Below are 16010 nucleotides of genomic sequence, written 5' to 3' on the forward strand. Positions count from 1 at the left end.
TATTTTCCTTTTAGCAAAAATAGTCCACAAAAAGCAAAGCCCTGCTTTAAATTGGCAGGGCAGATACATTATTTATCAAATAAAATAACAGAACGAATACTCTTACCTTCATGCATTAAATCAAACGCATGATTGATGTCTTCAAGACCCATAGTGTGAGTAATGAAAGGATCAATTTCTATCTCGCCTTTCATATATTGCTCAACATAACCTGGTAATTGGCTACGGCCTTTAACGCCACCAAAAGCAGACCCTTTCCAAACTCGCCCTGTTACCAACTGGAATGGACGTGTGGCAATCTCTTCACCGGCACCCGCGACACCAATAACAATAGACTCACCCCAACCTTTATGACAACACTCTAGTGCTTGACGCATAACCTGCACATTACCGATACACTCAAAAGAGTAATCTACGCCGCCATCAGTCATATCAACAATCACTTGTTGAATAGGATCAGAGGAATCTTTTGGATTAACAAAATCAGTTGCGCCGAACTGCTTAGCCATTTCAAATTTTGACTCATTGGTGTCAATCGCAATGATACGACCAGCATTTGCCATGCGCGCACCTTGGATAACAGAAAGGCCAATGCCGCCAAGACCGAATACAGCAACAGTTGAGCCTGGCTCTACTTTTGCGGTATTTAACACAGCACCAATACCCGTAGTGATACCACAACCTAATAGGCAAACTTTCTCAAGTGGCGCATCGACATGGATTTTTGCCAAAGAGATTTCTGGTACAACACTGTACTCAGAGAAAGTCGAGGTTCCCATGTAATGGTAAAGTGTTTTGCCACCAATACTGAAACGGCTAGTGCCATCAGGCATAAGACCTTTACCTTGAGTCGCACGTACAGCCTGACACAAGTTAGTTTTACCAGATAAACAGAACTTACACTTCCCACATTCGGCTGTGTAAAGAGGGATAACATGATCGCCTGGCTTTAGTGTTGTTACACCTGCGCCCACTTCTTCTACAACACCCGCACCTTCATGACCTAAAACACTTGGAAAAATACCCTCTGGATCCGCACCAGACAGAGTAAAAGCATCCGTGTGGCATACACCAGTTGCGACCATACGAACAAGTACTTCACCTGCTTTAGGACCCTGAACATCGATTTCATCAATAACAAGTGGTTGGCCTGCTTGCCATGCAATTGCAGCACGAGATTTCATGTAAACTCCAAAAGGTTATCTATTTAAATAAATTAGTCACTAAAAGCGGCTTTTAAACTAAGCACTTCTGTCACTTCTTAATACAGAGTGTAGCCCTATTTAATTAATAAGATAATGACACAAGAAGTAAGTTATTATTGCCATATAGCAACAATCAAAAGAGACGAACATGAAACATTGGGATGGAATAGAAGCCTTTGTCGAGGTAGTACGCCAAGGTAGCTTTTCAGCGGCCGCCGAAAAATTGCATGTCTCTGCGTCGCACATTAGCCGCTTAGTCTCTCAACTAGAGAAGCGCCTTGATTCAACGCTCTTATTTCGTACGACAAGAAGTATTCGACTCAGTGAAGCAGGCTCTCTTTATTATCAGCAATGCAGTCAATTACTCGACTCTATTGATAGCGCTGAAGAGATGGTGACCAGCTTAAATCAGTCTCCTGTCGGTCATTTACGTATTAGTTGCGCGACCACTTTTGGCGAACGCTTTATTGCTCCTCGAGTAAACGATTTTTTACTCACTCACCCAAAAATTCAATTAGACCTTCACCTAACTAACCGTGAAGTCGACCTCATAGATGAAGGGTACGATTTGGCGATTCGGTTGGGCACATTAAAAAGTTCTAGTTTATTAGCTAGACGCTTATGTGACAGAGTCGAGCATGTATGTGCTTCTGCTCACTACATCGCTCGTTATGGCATGCCACACACCTTATCTGAACTGAGTAAACACCAATGCCTACAGGGCTCTAAAGATGTCTGGACTTTCATGCAAGACAAACAAAAACGAGAAGTTAAAATCAATGCTAACTGGCGCAGCAACTCAGGCCCAGCATTGCTAGATGCCACCCTTAAAGGGCTAGGTATCGCCCAATTGCCCGATTATTATGTGGCTTCATACATTGCCAGCGGAGAGCTCATCCCTATATTAGGTCAGTATCAATACCCCTACACGGGAGTATGGCTGGTTTATCCAAAAGCTCGCCAACAATCCCCTAAATTAAAGCTACTATGTGATCATTTAATTGATTCTTTTCGCACAGGACCTAACGAATCGCCTATAACAATAAATGGATGAGAGATTACTTCATCTGCTAGAATCCAGCCCATTAGACAGTGCTGAATAAAGTAAGGTAGAAAAAACAATGATTTCAGAAACAGATTTGATACGTATCGCACGCGAGACCATGCCTTTTGGCAAGTATCAAGGTAAGTTGATTATTGATGTACCAGAAGAGTATTTGATTTGGCTTAAGAATAAAGGTTGGCCTGAAGGCAAACTAGGTGATTGGTTAGAACTTGCCTTAGAAGTAAAAGTTAACGGTCTTGAGTCTTTAGTTGAGCCTCTTAGAGAAGGTCCTAAAACACCTAAGAAGAAACCACCAGCTAAATATAAGTTTTGATAGCGAGTAAACTCACTGCATTATCGTGTTAGCACGACCATGATAACCCACGTTTTTATCAATAGACCCTAAGCTGTCAGTTTGGGGTAAATCTTCTGACTCAGCAAACTCAACAAACCTTTGCTCGATAAAGTCCTTCTCCACTATGGTTTGTCTCAATCTTTGCTCTAATACCTTAGTTTTTGCTTCTAAGCGTACTTTATGGTTTTTCAATTCAGACAGGACTTTTTGTTCTCCGCTAGGCTGTTGAGACACCTCTTTTAATGGTGTCGTTATGCTTTTAGCCAGTTCAGGGGATTGTTTCATCACAGCTTGAAGCTGTTTCACTATATTCGCATTTTGCGTATTAGCTTTACTCAAGCGGTTTTGAAGCTGAGTAATTTCTTGATCTTGCGACTTCATTTTTTGCATCATTATTTTAGTCTGGCCACGATACTTGGCGAAAGACTCTTCTGTCGCGACTAAACTAGCGCCACTTTTAGTACCAAGATCAGCGGCATCTTGAAGGTACTGTATCTCTTTATCATTATCTTCAATATTAACGTCTAATATCTTATTCGCGCTTTTCAAACCATTAATAATATATAGACAATACAAAACCAGACCACAGCTTAATATGACAGCAGCCTCAAGGATTAAGATTAAAATTGTGTCTGTCAAAAATCTCTCCTCGGTAAGGTCTAAGGTATTACAAAAGAAAACATAAGGATAAAATGCCCAAATGATGTAAGCAATAGAGTACACTTAAATACAGAAGAAAGTACAATTAAGCTGACATAAAGCGCCTAAACTCCACCCGAAATGCACTTTATGATAGAAAAAACCAAGTTATAATAAGATTTCCAGATAGATATATAGCCATTCAATTTCTTAATTTTCTTAGGTAATTATATTGAAAGTACTAATCATTGATGACAGCAGAGCCGTTCAACTCATCATTCGAAGAGCACTTGAAAAGGGCGATATAGAAAACCTAGAAACTAAGTTAGCCAGTTCAGGCATCCAAGCATTAGCCATTTTAGAAAACTGGCACCCAGACCTTGTGTTATCTGATTTACATATGCCAAAAATGTCAGGCATAGAATTATTAACCGAAATTAATAGGCAAATGCTTAAATTAAATGTCGGCTTAATTACCACAGAAACAGATGACTCACGCTTAAGAAAGGTAAAACAATGCGGGGTTAAGTTTATTATCAATAAACCCTTTAATGACACAGAACTACTTCAAAAAATTAAGTTGTTTTTACCGACAGATAAGCCGCTACTTGCCACCCCTGAAATGCCACCACAAAAAGCAAACGTTAATCTTGCTAAAAATACGTTAAACCTACCAGGGGAAGCCGAATTAGAAGATGCGTTGGCAGAAATCTTTTTTAGGGATGTGAGGGTAACCACAAAGAACTTTGAAAAATATGAATCTCAACAGTACCCATACCTCCTCGGCATGATGACGCCTATGGGTAAAGATCAAGTCAAAGCGATTTGTATACTGAAGCAAACTGCCATAAAACAAATTAGCACGGTATTTTCCAGCCTTCATCCAGGGGCATTGAATAGTCAGCAAGATAGAGCGCTACTCTGTGATCACTTCTTCCGTGTGTTAGATAAATTTATTATGCCGAATGAAAGCATAGAGTCGTTAGTGTTTAAAAAATCTAATCTCATCACTAAACCTTTTACCAAAATTGATGGCTTTTACCGTACTAAAAAGGAAAAGAAAAAAGATTATCTTATCGAAATTAAAGGCTTTGAATCCTTTGTCGTCACACTTATTGCAGCCTGAGCTGTAAGTGTTAACAAACCTTAAATTTCATCTCTTTTTTAAAAACTTCTCCACATACCAACAGCTCGCCACAATTTGATAATCTTGTTCTTTAGCCCAGCTTAAACCAGCCCTGACCAATTGTTCAGCAATGCCTTTACCTCTTAATCCAGGAGGAACAAAAGTGCTTTTAAAATCAATAACCTGCTTTAAGTTTGCAGGATTATCTAAAAACGCATATTCAAGCACAGCTATTTCACCCTCTTGTTCGATTCGAAAACATTGGTTATTTTCATCATGTTGCATAAATATCGCCTTTTTTAAGGGTTGTGAGTAAGTGTACACTTTATCCACAAACGCCTTTTAATCATACCTTTTGCTTTAAGGAGCTAAGATTAAGTCACCTCTTCTCAGTCTGCTCTTTTAAAGTATATGGGAGAAAGACGTCAATCTAGGCGTCACTTTGCGTTTATTAATAGGTTCCTTAGACATAAAAAAAGCCTCAAAAGAGGCTTATTTGGTCAGGATATGCATCAACTTAATGATGATGTCCGCCTACACCGTGTGCATGACCATGGGCAATCTCGTCTTCTGTCGCATCGCGAACATCAACCACTTCAACAGAAAAAGTTAGATCCTTACCTGCTAATGGGTGGTTTAAATCAACTGTTGCGTGCTTAAGGCCAGCTTTAACCACTGTTACTTGGCGTTGACCTTTATCTGTTTGAACAATCGCAGTCATACCTGCTTTCCAACGCTTAGCACCTTGTAAGTGTTTGATTGGCACTTGTTGCTGATGGTCTTTTTACGTTCGCCATAAGCATCCGCATCCGCAGCAGCAACCGTTACTTCGAATTAAAATATATAATCAATAACGCTTTAAAATAAGTACTTTCATTGAATAATAAATATAATCATTAATTTCTATTTTTAAATTTAAGTATAGATTCTTCTAATTGGTACATAAATTTTTCAGCACCAAGTACAGATAAGTGGTCATCATCTTTATATAGTAAATCAAACTCTTCTTTCCAAAAACACTCTGTTGCATTACATAACGTTTCAGCAGGATCAATAAACTCTACGTTTTTATTTTTTATATTTGAAAATATTGAATTTACAACTTCATTATCCTTCCTGTAATCAGATATATTTTTTACAGGAAGATCTCGTAACCTATAACCTAAGAAATCAATAATTGTCTCTTTTACAGGCATAAACGAGTAACGAGGCACTTGCTTAAATATTAAAATTGGGGCGTGAGATAACCCCATCACTAATCTGTTCATATGTTTTTTATAATAATATAAAGCTTCTACTGTGTCTTTGGCTTTAGATCCATTCAAAGTCAAAAATCTTTCTCCTGTTTCTTCAGGCTCATCATTTGGAAATCCAACAGCATACATTGACCACCGAGAAGCCAAAATCACACCTATATAGTTCTTATCATGTGACATTTCAAATAATTTTTCATGATTGTCATTTAATGATCCACGTATTTGAATTATATTAACATTTTGATTTTTTGAAACTTGTTCAAGTGTTTTAATTAGCGATTGTGAATGGCTATCTCCCCACAGAACAAAAAACTTTTTACTTCTATTGTCATCTCTTGCGCAAACATCGCATGGAGAAGCATACTTTCCTGTTTCTAAAATAGTTTTAATTTGATGAGGAAAATCCTCTTCTTTTCTATTTTCATTTGAAATAAAAATCATAAACACCATAAACACCATAAGTATTATAAATGAATATTTTTTATTTATAAAATTTCTATTTTTCTCAACAACTAGGTAAGTAAGAGATGTAAAAACAGCAACAATAGCAAAATAGATTAGATAGTCCTCTTTACTTTCACCAAAGTCGCTATTAATATAAATCAAAACACTTAAAATAGGCCAGTGCCATAGATATAGAGAGTAACTTGCTTTTCCAATTAAACTTAGAACTAAATTTTTTGATGTAATTGGTAACGCATCCCCGCCAAATAAATGTATTAATATCAATAAAACAGATGTTGCTAAAATGGGTATTAATGTAACTACACTTGGCCATTTCATTGTTTCATCAATACTAAAAACTGAAGCCATTATAGCTATTAAACACAAAGAAGATAGAAGAGGTATAATATTATACTTAATATATAGTACTTTATTATCAATAAGTTGATTAATTCGCAATGTAATCAAAAACGCTCCGCCACCTAACAGAAGTTCAAAAATTCTACTTGGTAACATATAGTATCTAATAGCGTCAAAATTCATCACTTCTAATCTTTGAGTGTTATATAGAATTTTTTCATAGATTACAGCATCTAGATTGCTACTTATCATAAAAATCAATGACGAAACCAAAAACATTAACAATAATATTTTTACAAATATAGTTCCCCAATACTTATAGCTTATTACAAAAACCAAAGGATATAGTATATAAAACTGCTCCTCTACAGCTAAAGACCATAAGTGCAAATTAAACTTTGCACTTATCAATCCTTGAAAGTAGTTTGCAGAGCTTTCTGAAAAGAAAAAATTTTGCATAAAAAAAGCTTGGTAATAAAAAGATTCTTTAAGAAAGTCATAATCATCAATATCCCACAACAAAGTTTTCATTGAGACATATATAAATATAGAAACAAAAAACAACGGAGGAATTATTCTAACTACCCTATGATGGTAGAATTCAATTAAACTAAAGCTATCAGTAGAGAGCTTTTTAAATAATAACATTGATATCACATATCCAGATATAACAAAAAAAATATCAACACCTATAAACCCTCCCTTTAATCCAAAAACATGATTTGAAATAACAGATATCACGGCTATAGCTCTAAGGAAGTCGATTTCATCGACTCGTCTTAATATTTTTTTTGTTTCGAAGGAGTTCACTTTATTAATAATAAGTCACCTTTATAATCTAAAATAAAAAACTTAAAGATAGTTCTAATTTGTTTCTATTAGTACGAGATAAAAAAATTATAAGTCAGAAAATAAAATCAATTATATTTATGAATTTCTAATTTCAATTTGATTTTATTTGAAAAATCATTCATATCAAAAGCTAAAGATTTTCTTTCAAAATCTTTAAGGTATTCATTGACGTTATTTATTGTCAACAACCCTTCTTTGTTTTTTATCCAATATAGCATATTGGAATTTATATCCGGAGAGTAATGACCGAGATCTTTATAATTAGAGATATCATCAGGAAAATCTTTATTTCCCCATGCATAAATAGAAATATTTTTATATTCATTACTTTTAAAAACTAAATATTTTATATTTTCTTTCAATCTTAGAAAAACAGTTTTTTTATATTGTGCATCAATAGCATTTTGAACTCTTGAATAAGGAGGAATAATTAATATAAATTCAACACTTGGATTTTTTTTAGCAAAATAAATTAACGTTTCATTTAAATATTTTATAGACTCTTCTGTTTTTTCTATAAAGTTATCTTCGATAAGAACTTCACCATTTTTTATTTTATTAGTATAATCAAAAATAGTCTTAAAGTTAGCTTTAATTTGTGGGTTATCTTTTGCTTTCACCCATGAATCTAAGCCTCCAAACCTTGATGCATTACTTTTATATTGAAACCATGAATTTGGTCTATCTAAATCAACCTTTCTACCAAAACATTTATCATATTCAAAATTAAAAAAAATACATTTGAAATCTTTATTATTTAAGTATACTTTGAAATCGTTTAGCCGATTTTCATCATATAAGTAATCAAATGTCTCCAACCCATACTTATCATGTCCTTTATTAGAAAAAATCAATCCCTTGTAATCAAGAGAATATAATACTTTTTTTACTTCTTTCTTATTTAAAATATATTTTAATATAATAGATCTTTCATAAAAATCACTTCCTGACATTGAAATATTAACAAAATCTCCTCCCAAAACTTTAGAAGCTTTATTTGAAGATGTGTTCTCTAACATACTAGTGCCTAATATCAATGAATCATAACTAAAATTATTAATAATACCTAAAGACTGAAGTCTCATATTAGAATGAAGATATTTAGAATAAAACAAGGGCTTATGATAAATCTTCAATGGATCAATTATATAAAAAACCATAAAAACCATAAAAAACAAAACAAAAACTGTTAAAAAAAATAATTTTATCAACTTTATTTCTTTCATAAAAAAACCTAAAAATTGAAATATATAAACTCTGTATAATCAGTTAGCAACAACATTAAAAAAGAATAAAAAAACAACACCCCATAGAGAAAAGAATTAAAAAACGGAATTGGAATTTTATTATCTTTTAATACATATGCTTTTCTATTGATATTACTAAACAACAAAACAAAAGAAAATGAAAAAACTATTGAAAGCAATACCTCAAAATTTAATTCATAACTTCCAGAACTTTCATTTACAATGGAAGTTAAACCGATCATAGCGCTAAGAATTTTTAAGGCATCATCTATACTGTCAGCACGAAAAAAAACCCAAGCTGCATTTACAAAGTTGAAAGTAATTATCCATGAAAGCCATTTCCATATTTTCACACCGCTATAACTCCACATTTTGTTGATAGAAAGAGCTATTCCATGAAGCCCTCCCCATACAATGAAATTCCAGCCAGCGCCGTGCCATAAACCACCGATTAAAAAAGTAATAATAAGATTAATGTAGGTTCTATTTCTTGAACCTCTATTTCCACCTAAAGGAATATATACATACTCTCTTAAAAAACTTGACAATGTAATATGCCACCTTCTCCAAAATTCCTGAATACTAATTGCTTTATATGGTGAATTAAAATTAATTGGTAACTTAATATTAAATAACAAAGCGCAACCAATTGCCATATCGCAGTACCCTGAAAAATCAAAATATAATTGAAAGGTATAGGATAAAGAAGTGCTCCACGCTTCTATTAAACTTAAAGGTTCATTACTATCAAAACCTAAATTAGCCCATACAGAAAAACTATCAGCTACAACAACTTTCTTAAACAATCCTACAGAAAAAACAATTAACCCTAAAAAAACATTTCTATAATTAATAATTCTATTTTTGACGTTCCCGAATTGCTCTAACATTTCACTATGATGAACAATTGGACCAGCAATTAACTGAGGAAAAAAGACAACAAATAAAAAATACTCATAGAACTTATGGTTTTTCACTTTATTTCTATAAGAGTCAACCAAATATGCTATCTGTTGAAATGTGAAAAACGATATTGCTAAAGGTAATACTATATTTAAAACTTCTATATCAGCTTCAGCTAAGACATTAATATTATAAATAAAAAAATCCATATATTTAAAATATGATAACAAAAGAATATTGAAAGAAACCCCTAAAATCAAAACTCTCTTCTTATTTACTCTACTATATTTTTTTTTACACAAAAGCCTTCCAGTAAAAAAATTTATTACAATTGAAGCAATAATTATAGGCAAATATAAAACATTCCACCATGAGTAAAAAAATAGTGAGGCAAAAATTAAAAATATTTTTGAGCAGAAATGAAATCCTTTTTTATTAAAATAAAAATAAATTAAAAAGGTACTTGGTAAAAAAAACAGTATAAATTCATAACTATTAAAGAGCAAAACATCACCTTTTGATTTATAAATAAAGCCTCAAAAGAGGCTTATTTGGTCAGGATATCCATCAACTTAGTGATGATGTCCGCCTACACCGTGTGCATGACCATGGGCAATCTCGTCTTCTGTCGCATCGCGAACATCAACCACTTCAACAGAAAAAGTTAGATCCTTACCTGCTAATGGGTGGTTTAAATCAACTGTTGCGTGCTTAAGGCCAGCTTTAACCACTGTTACTTGGCGTTGACCTTTATCTGTTTGAACAATCGCAGTCATACCTGCTTTCCAACGCTTAGCACCTTGTAAGTGTTTGATTGGCACTTGTTGCTGATGGTCTTCTTTACGTTCGCCATAAGCATCCGCAGCAGCAACAGTTACTTCAAACTCATCACCAGCAGACTTTCCTTCCATAGCGACTTGTAAGCCAGGAATGATGTTGCTTTGTCCATGCAAGTAAGCCAGAGGGTCATTACCTGCAGATGTTTCAATTAGCGCATCGCCTTCACGTAGTGTGTAGTGAAATTGAACTACTGTATTATCCTTGATAGACATTGTTTTTCCTCAATTATGTTCTGTTGCACTATTATCGTTCCTTTTGCCTAGGGAAGCTATGATTAGAGACTCTCTTTTATTCGAATACCAGAAGCAACAGGTTTTATTTTCAATTTCAGCTAGACAAAACAAAAAATAATACTGTATATTTATACAGTATTATTTATCTGAGGTGACTCATGCCTGTAATTATTAAATATGTTGTTGAACGTGATGGAATAGAAAAAATGACTTTTGCATCCAAAGCCGAAGCGGACGCTTACGATAAACTGTTGGATACAGCAGATGATATCTCTCAACTTCTATCAGACAGCCGCCTAATAGAGGAAGATAGCCAGCTTGATGCACTTTCCATGTACCTTGCTCAAAACAAAGAGCTGTTACTGCAGGCGCTTGGCAGTAAGCGTAAAGTTAAAGCCAGCCCTAAAACGAATCACGCAAATGAAAATCAGACCCCTCTTGATACCAGCGCCAGTCATCAAGACTTAGAAGATCTTGTGATTGAAAAAGACGACGATCAAGTGGATGAACTTGTCCTAGATATGGATCAAGATGACAGCATTGAAGATCTAATCGATGCCGCTTAAACCCATGCTTACACAAAAAAGAACCTCATCTAGACAAAGAGTCTCAATCAAAAATATCAGCCAATTAATCAAATCCTAATTGGCTGACTTTGTCTTAATACAACTAAATCGGCAGCTGCCACAGCCAGTATAAATAAATAAGGCTGAGGCTTAGCATGATAACTAGGCGCTTCCTGACGGTTTTTTTAACCTCTTTAGTGTCATTTTCAAAATTGTCTTGGTCAGCGTAAGGTTCAGATAACATCGGCTTTTTACCATTAAACATGGCCTTCACTAAACGTTCTTTTAACGCTAGCTCATGCACTATTACTGCAAGTAAATGACAGGCAACTAAAGCCAGTAATACATCCACTAACTCCGCATGCCAATCTGCTAACCACTCTTGTAGGTCTTCACTTACCCATTCATACATGGGTCCGTACCAAAACACGTCATCTGAGTTAACCAAGCCTGAAGCGAGTTGAAGTAATAATAGTAAAAGTAGCACCAGCACCATAATGCCACCTAGCGGGTTATGGCCTAAATAGTGTGGCGCCTTACCTTGTAATAGCAACCTAGCGTATTGATAAACATGCTTTGGCGTCGACATAAACGCAGAAAATCGAGCCAGCTTTGCGCCCCAAAAACCATAAAGAAGGCGTGTAACTAAAGCCGCTGAAAGCAAATACCCCATGTAAAAATGCCATTGCATATAATCTTCTTCCGCTTTGCCTGTCAGCACCAAACCGGAAAACAGTAAGACCATGAGCCAGTGATTCACCCTAATATAAAGGTCCCAAACTTTAACGTCTTTCATAATTTATGATCGTCTCACCTTGATTAACTAATTCAGTTTTTTGTTATTCCTTTCTCATTCCTCAAAGGAATCTGAACTATTCTATTTATTCCTTTTACTTTTCTTTCCTGTCTCATTAAGTTAGCAGGCATTGGCGCTGCGTATTTGAGCACGCCCTGCAATTTAAGTTCAAGCTTCAAATCAATTCTATTAAGGAAAACACCTTTATGTGGATCGCTTTCACACTGCTAGCTGCTTGGTTTCAATCTATGCGAACTGCCTATCAAAATTCCTTATCGAAACAAGAAGGCACCTTACATGCGACTTTAGCCCGATCTTTGTTCGGACTTCCTTTTGTGTTGGTTTATGGAGGCTTGTGCTATTTCGTTTTTGGTTCTTTAACCGCCAAGGCTGATCTCGCCTTTTATATCATTGCAGGGTTAGGAGCCATCGCCCAAGTATTAGCCACTTATTTAATGCTCTATCTATTCAAACAGGCCAGCTTTACCAGTGGCACCTTGTTTGCCAAAACAGAAGCTTTATTAGCCGCATTACTCGCAGCAGCATTTTTGGGCGATAAACTATCTTGGAGCGCTTGGTTAGCCATCGCCATAGGGGTTCTTGGAATAGGGGTTTTAAGTTTTAAACATACCCACAAAAAAATGCAGCTTATGGATAAAGCCAGCTTATTAGGATTAGCGTCTGGTTTTTGTTTTGCGCTTACTTCGGTCAGTGCAGGTTATGCCAGTAGCCAATTAGAAGGTCCCGTATTTACCCGAGCGGCTTTCACCCTAGCCTATGTGCTTGCTCTTCAGTCTATATTGCTTTGGGGGATTCAAATCTATCAAACTAAAAGTATCTTAGTGCCTTTTAAGAAAGCTTTTCTACTCAGTAATAAAGTAGGGTGCTTAAGCGCACTGGGCTCTATTGGCTGGTTTACCGCATTTTCTTTAATTAATCCCGCCCTCGTAAAAACCTTGGGACAAATAGAAGTAATAGGCACACTTTATTATTCTAAATACCGCTTTAAAGAAGCCTTATCAAAACAAGAGTGGGTAGGTGGCAGCCTAATTATTTTAAGCGTCATCATAGTCGCACTCTTAGGCTAGGGAGCCTACGAATAAGTCCACCCGCCTCAGCATGTGGATACAAGTACCTAGATTTATGGCGAGGGTCGCAACTTAATAGTTACTCTATTGATAAGGCCCTTAACGTAAAGATAGGGCTTTTATACCATGCCCTTCGGGTCTTTTAGAAAAAGTAACATCCTGCGTTGTCCCTTCTCGAAAGGTACCTACATTACGTCAAAGTAACGCCTTGCTTGACACTTTTTCTAAAAGACTGAGATGAGGTGACTTAATCGTAGGCTCCCTAGAGAGCCTCCTTTAAAAATACATTTCTTATCAGAATGCAGACGTGGGAAAGCGTATTACTCGCCTCCCCACTTGCCATCAAGTTCGCCTTTTTTCACAGAATAGCGTAACTTGGAAAGGTGAACTGTACTTCAAAACACACAAAACCAGTTTTACACTTAGGTTAACCCCTTAGCTGGTAACGCTTCGACACAAATTTGCCCCTATCAAACAACATTAGAATAAGGCGTCATATACTAAACTTTAGACAAGTTTATAGATAACAGTTGTACACCAAAGAAAGTTAAGTATTACCTTAGCAATTAGAGGAAACAGGCATGTTACTAATTTGGATAATAGGTATTGTTCTAGCGCTTACTTTAATCTACATGGTTACGGTGAAAGGCCATTATCAAGTAGAGCGCACCATTCTTATTAAAGCCCCTATTAATAAAGTGTACGATCGTATTCGCAGTGTCAAAAGTTGGCATCAATGGAGTCCTTGGTTACACCACGACCAAGATCCAAGCTTAAAATATCAAGGAAAGCTGGGAGAGGTAGGTTCGAGCCTCATATGGCATGGCCCTTATATTGGTAATGGCACCCTCACCTTAGTCTCTCAAGTTAGTCCTTATTCACTCATATTTGAACTCAAACAAAAACGTTACATTTCAACTCTAACCAGTATCGAGTTTCAATTAGAAGAAACGGCAACAGGCACTCAATTACATTGGTCCATGACCACCAGACTCCCCTATTTATTTAGTTTCTTCTTAGGTAAAAGGCAGACACAATTTAACAAGGATTATGATATCGCCCTTGCCCGTTTAGCAGGGCAACTTAGCCACATGAATGAGCCTAAATTTGAGTTTTTAGGGATTCAACCATTGCCTCCAATTGAAGCGGTAACTCGCCCTTTTTCCGGCTCAACGCCAGAAATTTTTGAGCAAATGGAAATTGGTTATAGCGAACTTCACTCTCAGCTCGGCCCTAACAACTGCCCTAATGGGGCTATTTTTGCTCAATATGATCAAGCAGAACCAGAACACAATTTCTTTTGTGGCAAGATTGGCATTCCTATTCAAAACTTAGATATTTGTGAGTGTCACCCTGAATTAGTAAGAAACTATGGGGATTTCTTTTCGCTACGCTTTACAGGCTCTTATGAGCAGCTTTCTTATGCTTGGCATGTTGCAATCAAACACAGTCGCATTCACCACTATAAATGGGATAAAAGCCGACCTCATTTTGAAGTGTTTCAAACAGGTCCACATAATAATAATGACCCAAGCCATTTTATTACTGAGCTTTACTTACCGATAAAATAAAAATAAGGTCGCGAATAGATAAGGACCAAAAGAATTTTTTCCCAACCCTTCGTTTGTGACCGCAAACAAGGTACATTGGCAGCTCATTGACGAATGAGTCTGTTCAATGCAATAGCAAAACTATTGTTAACATCAGTTATGTAGGGAAATTCCATGCCTAAGCTTTATTCTCAACACCTTGAGATACTTGTCACTCGTTATCGTAAAGTCATGCAAACCTTCGACCTTGACTCCATTATTATCAGTAGCGGTCACAAAACCTACTATTTCCAGGATGACTATAGTCATACCTTCCACGCCTTTTCAGGGGCACAACAATGGTTACCCTTTAGTTTATGTAGTGATGTTTACATCCTTATAAACAAACAAGATAAGCCGTTATTATTTTGGCCAAAAAGGGATGATTTTTGGCATTCTGATAACAGTTTACCTGAGGGTGACTGGTCCGATTTATGGCAAACCATAGAAGCAAGAGTGGATTACGACATTCTAGCGCATCTTGGTAAAAAACACGCTTGGATTGGCCCTAAGCCAGACCATATAAAGGTAGACTTCAAGCAACAAAACGAGCTTGAAGCAGCGATCAACTATCAAAAAGCCTATAAAACAGACTATGAGATAGAGGCCATTTATCAGGCTAATTTAACTGCAGCAGCAGGCCATAAGGCTGCTGAAAATGCTTTCACCCAAGGTAAAAGTGAACTGGCTATTTATCACGACTATTTAAATGCTAGTCAGCAAGGCTCAGTTAACGAACCTTATCCGGGGATTATCGCCCTAAATCAAAATGCAGCCATACTGCACTATGATGTGAAATCTCATCAAAGCGTTGAAAATAGTAACACCTTATTGATTGATGCAGGCGCAAACCAATCAGGTTATGCCAGTGATATCACTCGTACTTTCACCCAAGACACAGGTCTTTTCAAAGCTATGTTAGATAGCATGGAAAGCTTACAACTAAGCTTGTGTGAACACGCCATTGCTGGGGTAGACTTTAATGATCTACACCAAGAATGTGTCACGGGTGTTGCCAAGATTTTACGTGAACATAAACTATGTAACCTAAGTGTGGAAGAACAGTTAGAAAAGCGTATTCCGCAAGTTTTCTTCCCCCATGGTTTAGGTCATTTACTTGGTTTACAAGTACATGATTTAGGCGGTCATCAAGTTGATGAGTCAGGCAAAATTCAATCACCAAGCAAACATGCGCCTTTCTTACGCCTTACACGCGTACTCGAAGAAAATATGGTGATTACTATAGAGCCAGGTCTCTACTTCATTCCTATGCTGCTGGATAAAATGGTCGCAGAAGTCGAAGAACATGGCTGTGATCTTGAGCTAATTGAAAGCCTCAAACCTTTTGGTGGGATTCGCATAGAAGATAACCTAGTGATAGGTAAAACCACGACTCGCAACCTGAGTCGTGAAGCATTTGCATCACTTAGCTAATCGCCATTTGCGTTGCTTTGTTAACAGCGTCT

Annotated in this window: 15 protein-coding genes and 1 pseudogene; 7 read left to right on the plus strand and 9 right to left on the minus strand. The window is 36.3% G+C overall.

Annotation, left to right across the window (positions count from 1 at the left end; all coding sequences use genetic code 11):
• Nucleotides 1-68 precede the first annotated feature (68 nt).
• The gene (locus Q0A08_RS13735) at nt 69-1184 is read right to left on the minus strand and encodes an S-(hydroxymethyl)glutathione dehydrogenase/class III alcohol dehydrogenase (RefSeq protein ID WP_438462089.1); all 1116 of its coding nucleotides are present in this window, start codon (nt 1182-1184) and stop codon (nt 69-71) included.
• A gap of 169 nt (nt 1185-1353) precedes the next feature.
• On the opposite strand from Q0A08_RS13735, the gene Q0A08_RS13740 reads away from it, so the two are divergent.
• Nucleotides 1354-2259, plus strand: a complete 906-nt coding sequence (locus Q0A08_RS13740) for a LysR family transcriptional regulator (protein ID WP_438462090.1) — start codon at nt 1354-1356, stop codon at nt 2257-2259.
• 67 nt (nt 2260-2326) lie between these two features.
• Complete coding sequence (locus Q0A08_RS13745; protein WP_438462091.1) at nt 2327-2584, plus strand: DUF3820 family protein; 258 nt, start codon at nt 2327-2329, stop codon at nt 2582-2584.
• A 12-nt stretch (nt 2585-2596) separates the two neighbouring features.
• Here the strand turns inward: Q0A08_RS13745 and Q0A08_RS13750 are convergent, their stop codons facing one another.
• Complete coding sequence (locus Q0A08_RS13750; RefSeq protein ID WP_438462092.1) at nt 2597-3244, minus strand: hypothetical protein; 648 nt, start codon at nt 3242-3244, stop codon at nt 2597-2599.
• A 232-nt stretch (nt 3245-3476) separates the two neighbouring features.
• Between Q0A08_RS13750 and Q0A08_RS13755 the strand changes: the two genes are divergently transcribed.
• Nucleotides 3477-4370: a response regulator gene (locus Q0A08_RS13755; RefSeq protein WP_438462093.1), complete on the plus strand. Its 894-nt coding sequence runs from the start codon at nt 3477-3479 to the stop codon at nt 4368-4370.
• Between the two features lie 27 nt (nt 4371-4397).
• Here Q0A08_RS13755 and Q0A08_RS13760 read toward each other — a convergent pair whose 3' ends face one another.
• From Q0A08_RS13760 to Q0A08_RS13785, 6 genes and pseudogenes are all read right to left on the minus strand, one after another.
• Nucleotides 4398-4655 (minus strand): GNAT family N-acetyltransferase, encoded by a 258-nt coding sequence (locus Q0A08_RS13760; protein WP_438462094.1) that lies wholly within the window; start codon nt 4653-4655, stop codon nt 4398-4400.
• A 232-nt stretch (nt 4656-4887) separates the two neighbouring features.
• A pseudogene (locus Q0A08_RS13765) lies at nt 4888-5204 on the minus strand (FKBP-type peptidyl-prolyl cis-trans isomerase); the annotation flags it as partial.
• Nucleotides 5205-5266: 62 nt separating this feature from the next.
• Nucleotides 5267-7171 carry an acyltransferase family protein gene (locus Q0A08_RS13770; protein WP_438462095.1) on the minus strand — a complete coding sequence of 635 codons (1905 nt, stop codon included), beginning with the start codon at nt 7169-7171 and terminating at the stop codon, nt 5267-5269.
• Between the two features lie 176 nt (nt 7172-7347).
• Nucleotides 7348-8508, minus strand: a complete 1161-nt coding sequence (locus Q0A08_RS13775; RefSeq protein WP_438462096.1) for a hypothetical protein — start codon at nt 8506-8508, stop codon at nt 7348-7350.
• Between the two features lie 8 nt (nt 8509-8516).
• The gene (locus Q0A08_RS13780) at nt 8517-9938 is read right to left on the minus strand and encodes an MBOAT family O-acyltransferase (protein WP_438462097.1); all 1422 of its coding nucleotides are present in this window, start codon (nt 9936-9938) and stop codon (nt 8517-8519) included.
• Nucleotides 9939-10004: 66 nt separating this feature from the next.
• Nucleotides 10005-10484: an FKBP-type peptidyl-prolyl cis-trans isomerase gene (locus Q0A08_RS13785; RefSeq protein ID WP_438462098.1), complete on the minus strand. Its 480-nt coding sequence runs from the start codon at nt 10482-10484 to the stop codon at nt 10005-10007.
• Nucleotides 10485-10663: 179 nt separating this feature from the next.
• Between Q0A08_RS13785 and Q0A08_RS13790 the strand changes: the two genes are divergently transcribed.
• Nucleotides 10664-11071, plus strand: coding sequence for a YebG family protein (locus tag Q0A08_RS13790; protein ID WP_438462099.1), 408 nt, complete (start codon nt 10664-10666; stop codon nt 11069-11071).
• Between the two features lie 103 nt (nt 11072-11174).
• Here Q0A08_RS13790 and Q0A08_RS13795 read toward each other — a convergent pair whose 3' ends face one another.
• Nucleotides 11175-11867, minus strand: coding sequence for a cytochrome b/b6 domain-containing protein (locus Q0A08_RS13795; protein ID WP_438462100.1), 693 nt, complete (start codon nt 11865-11867; stop codon nt 11175-11177).
• A gap of 206 nt (nt 11868-12073) precedes the next feature.
• On the opposite strand from Q0A08_RS13795, the gene Q0A08_RS13800 reads away from it, so the two are divergent.
• From Q0A08_RS13800 to pepQ, 3 genes are all read left to right on the plus strand, one after another.
• Nucleotides 12074-12955, plus strand: a complete 882-nt coding sequence (locus Q0A08_RS13800) for an EamA family transporter (protein WP_438462101.1) — start codon at nt 12074-12076, stop codon at nt 12953-12955.
• Nucleotides 12956-13536: 581 nt separating this feature from the next.
• Nucleotides 13537-14526, plus strand: coding sequence for an SRPBCC family protein (locus Q0A08_RS13805; RefSeq protein ID WP_438462102.1), 990 nt, complete (start codon nt 13537-13539; stop codon nt 14524-14526).
• Between the two features lie 153 nt (nt 14527-14679).
• Nucleotides 14680-15978 carry a Xaa-Pro dipeptidase gene (gene pepQ / locus Q0A08_RS13810; protein ID WP_438462103.1) on the plus strand — a complete coding sequence of 433 codons (1299 nt, stop codon included), beginning with the start codon at nt 14680-14682 and terminating at the stop codon, nt 15976-15978.
• The last annotated feature ends 32 nt before the right edge of the window (nt 15979-16010 follow it).

Source organism: Marinomonas sp. PE14-40 (assembly GCF_051623805.1).
Taxonomy (GTDB): domain Bacteria; phylum Pseudomonadota; class Gammaproteobacteria; order Pseudomonadales; family Marinomonadaceae; genus Marinomonas.

Bases quoted from the DNA above. Each gene is read 5' to 3' on its own strand.
- Q0A08_RS13735 (WP_438462089.1), bottom strand. From the start codon at position 1,184: ATGAAATCTCGTGCTGCAATTGCATGGCAAGCAGGCCAACCACTTGTT.
- Q0A08_RS13740 (WP_438462090.1), top strand. From the start codon at position 1,354: ATGAAACATTGGGATGGAATAGAAGCCTTTGTCGAGGTAGTACGCCAA.
- Q0A08_RS13745 (WP_438462091.1), top strand. From the start codon at position 2,327: ATGATTTCAGAAACAGATTTGATACGTATCGCACGCGAGACCATGCCT.
- Q0A08_RS13760 (WP_438462094.1), bottom strand. From the start codon at position 4,655: ATGCAACATGATGAAAATAACCAATGTTTTCGAATCGAACAAGAGGGT.
- Q0A08_RS13775 (WP_438462096.1), bottom strand. From the start codon at position 8,508: ATGAAAGAAATAAAGTTGATAAAATTATTTTTTTTAACAGTTTTTGTT.
- Q0A08_RS13785 (WP_438462098.1), bottom strand. From the start codon at position 10,484: ATGTCTATCAAGGATAATACAGTAGTTCAATTTCACTACACACTACGT.
- Q0A08_RS13790 (WP_438462099.1), top strand. From the start codon at position 10,664: ATGCCTGTAATTATTAAATATGTTGTTGAACGTGATGGAATAGAAAAA.
- Q0A08_RS13795 (WP_438462100.1), bottom strand. From the start codon at position 11,867: ATGAAAGACGTTAAAGTTTGGGACCTTTATATTAGGGTGAATCACTGG.
- Q0A08_RS13800 (WP_438462101.1), top strand. From the start codon at position 12,074: ATGTGGATCGCTTTCACACTGCTAGCTGCTTGGTTTCAATCTATGCGA.
- Q0A08_RS13805 (WP_438462102.1), top strand. From the start codon at position 13,537: ATGTTACTAATTTGGATAATAGGTATTGTTCTAGCGCTTACTTTAATC.
- pepQ (WP_438462103.1), top strand. From the start codon at position 14,680: ATGCCTAAGCTTTATTCTCAACACCTTGAGATACTTGTCACTCGTTAT.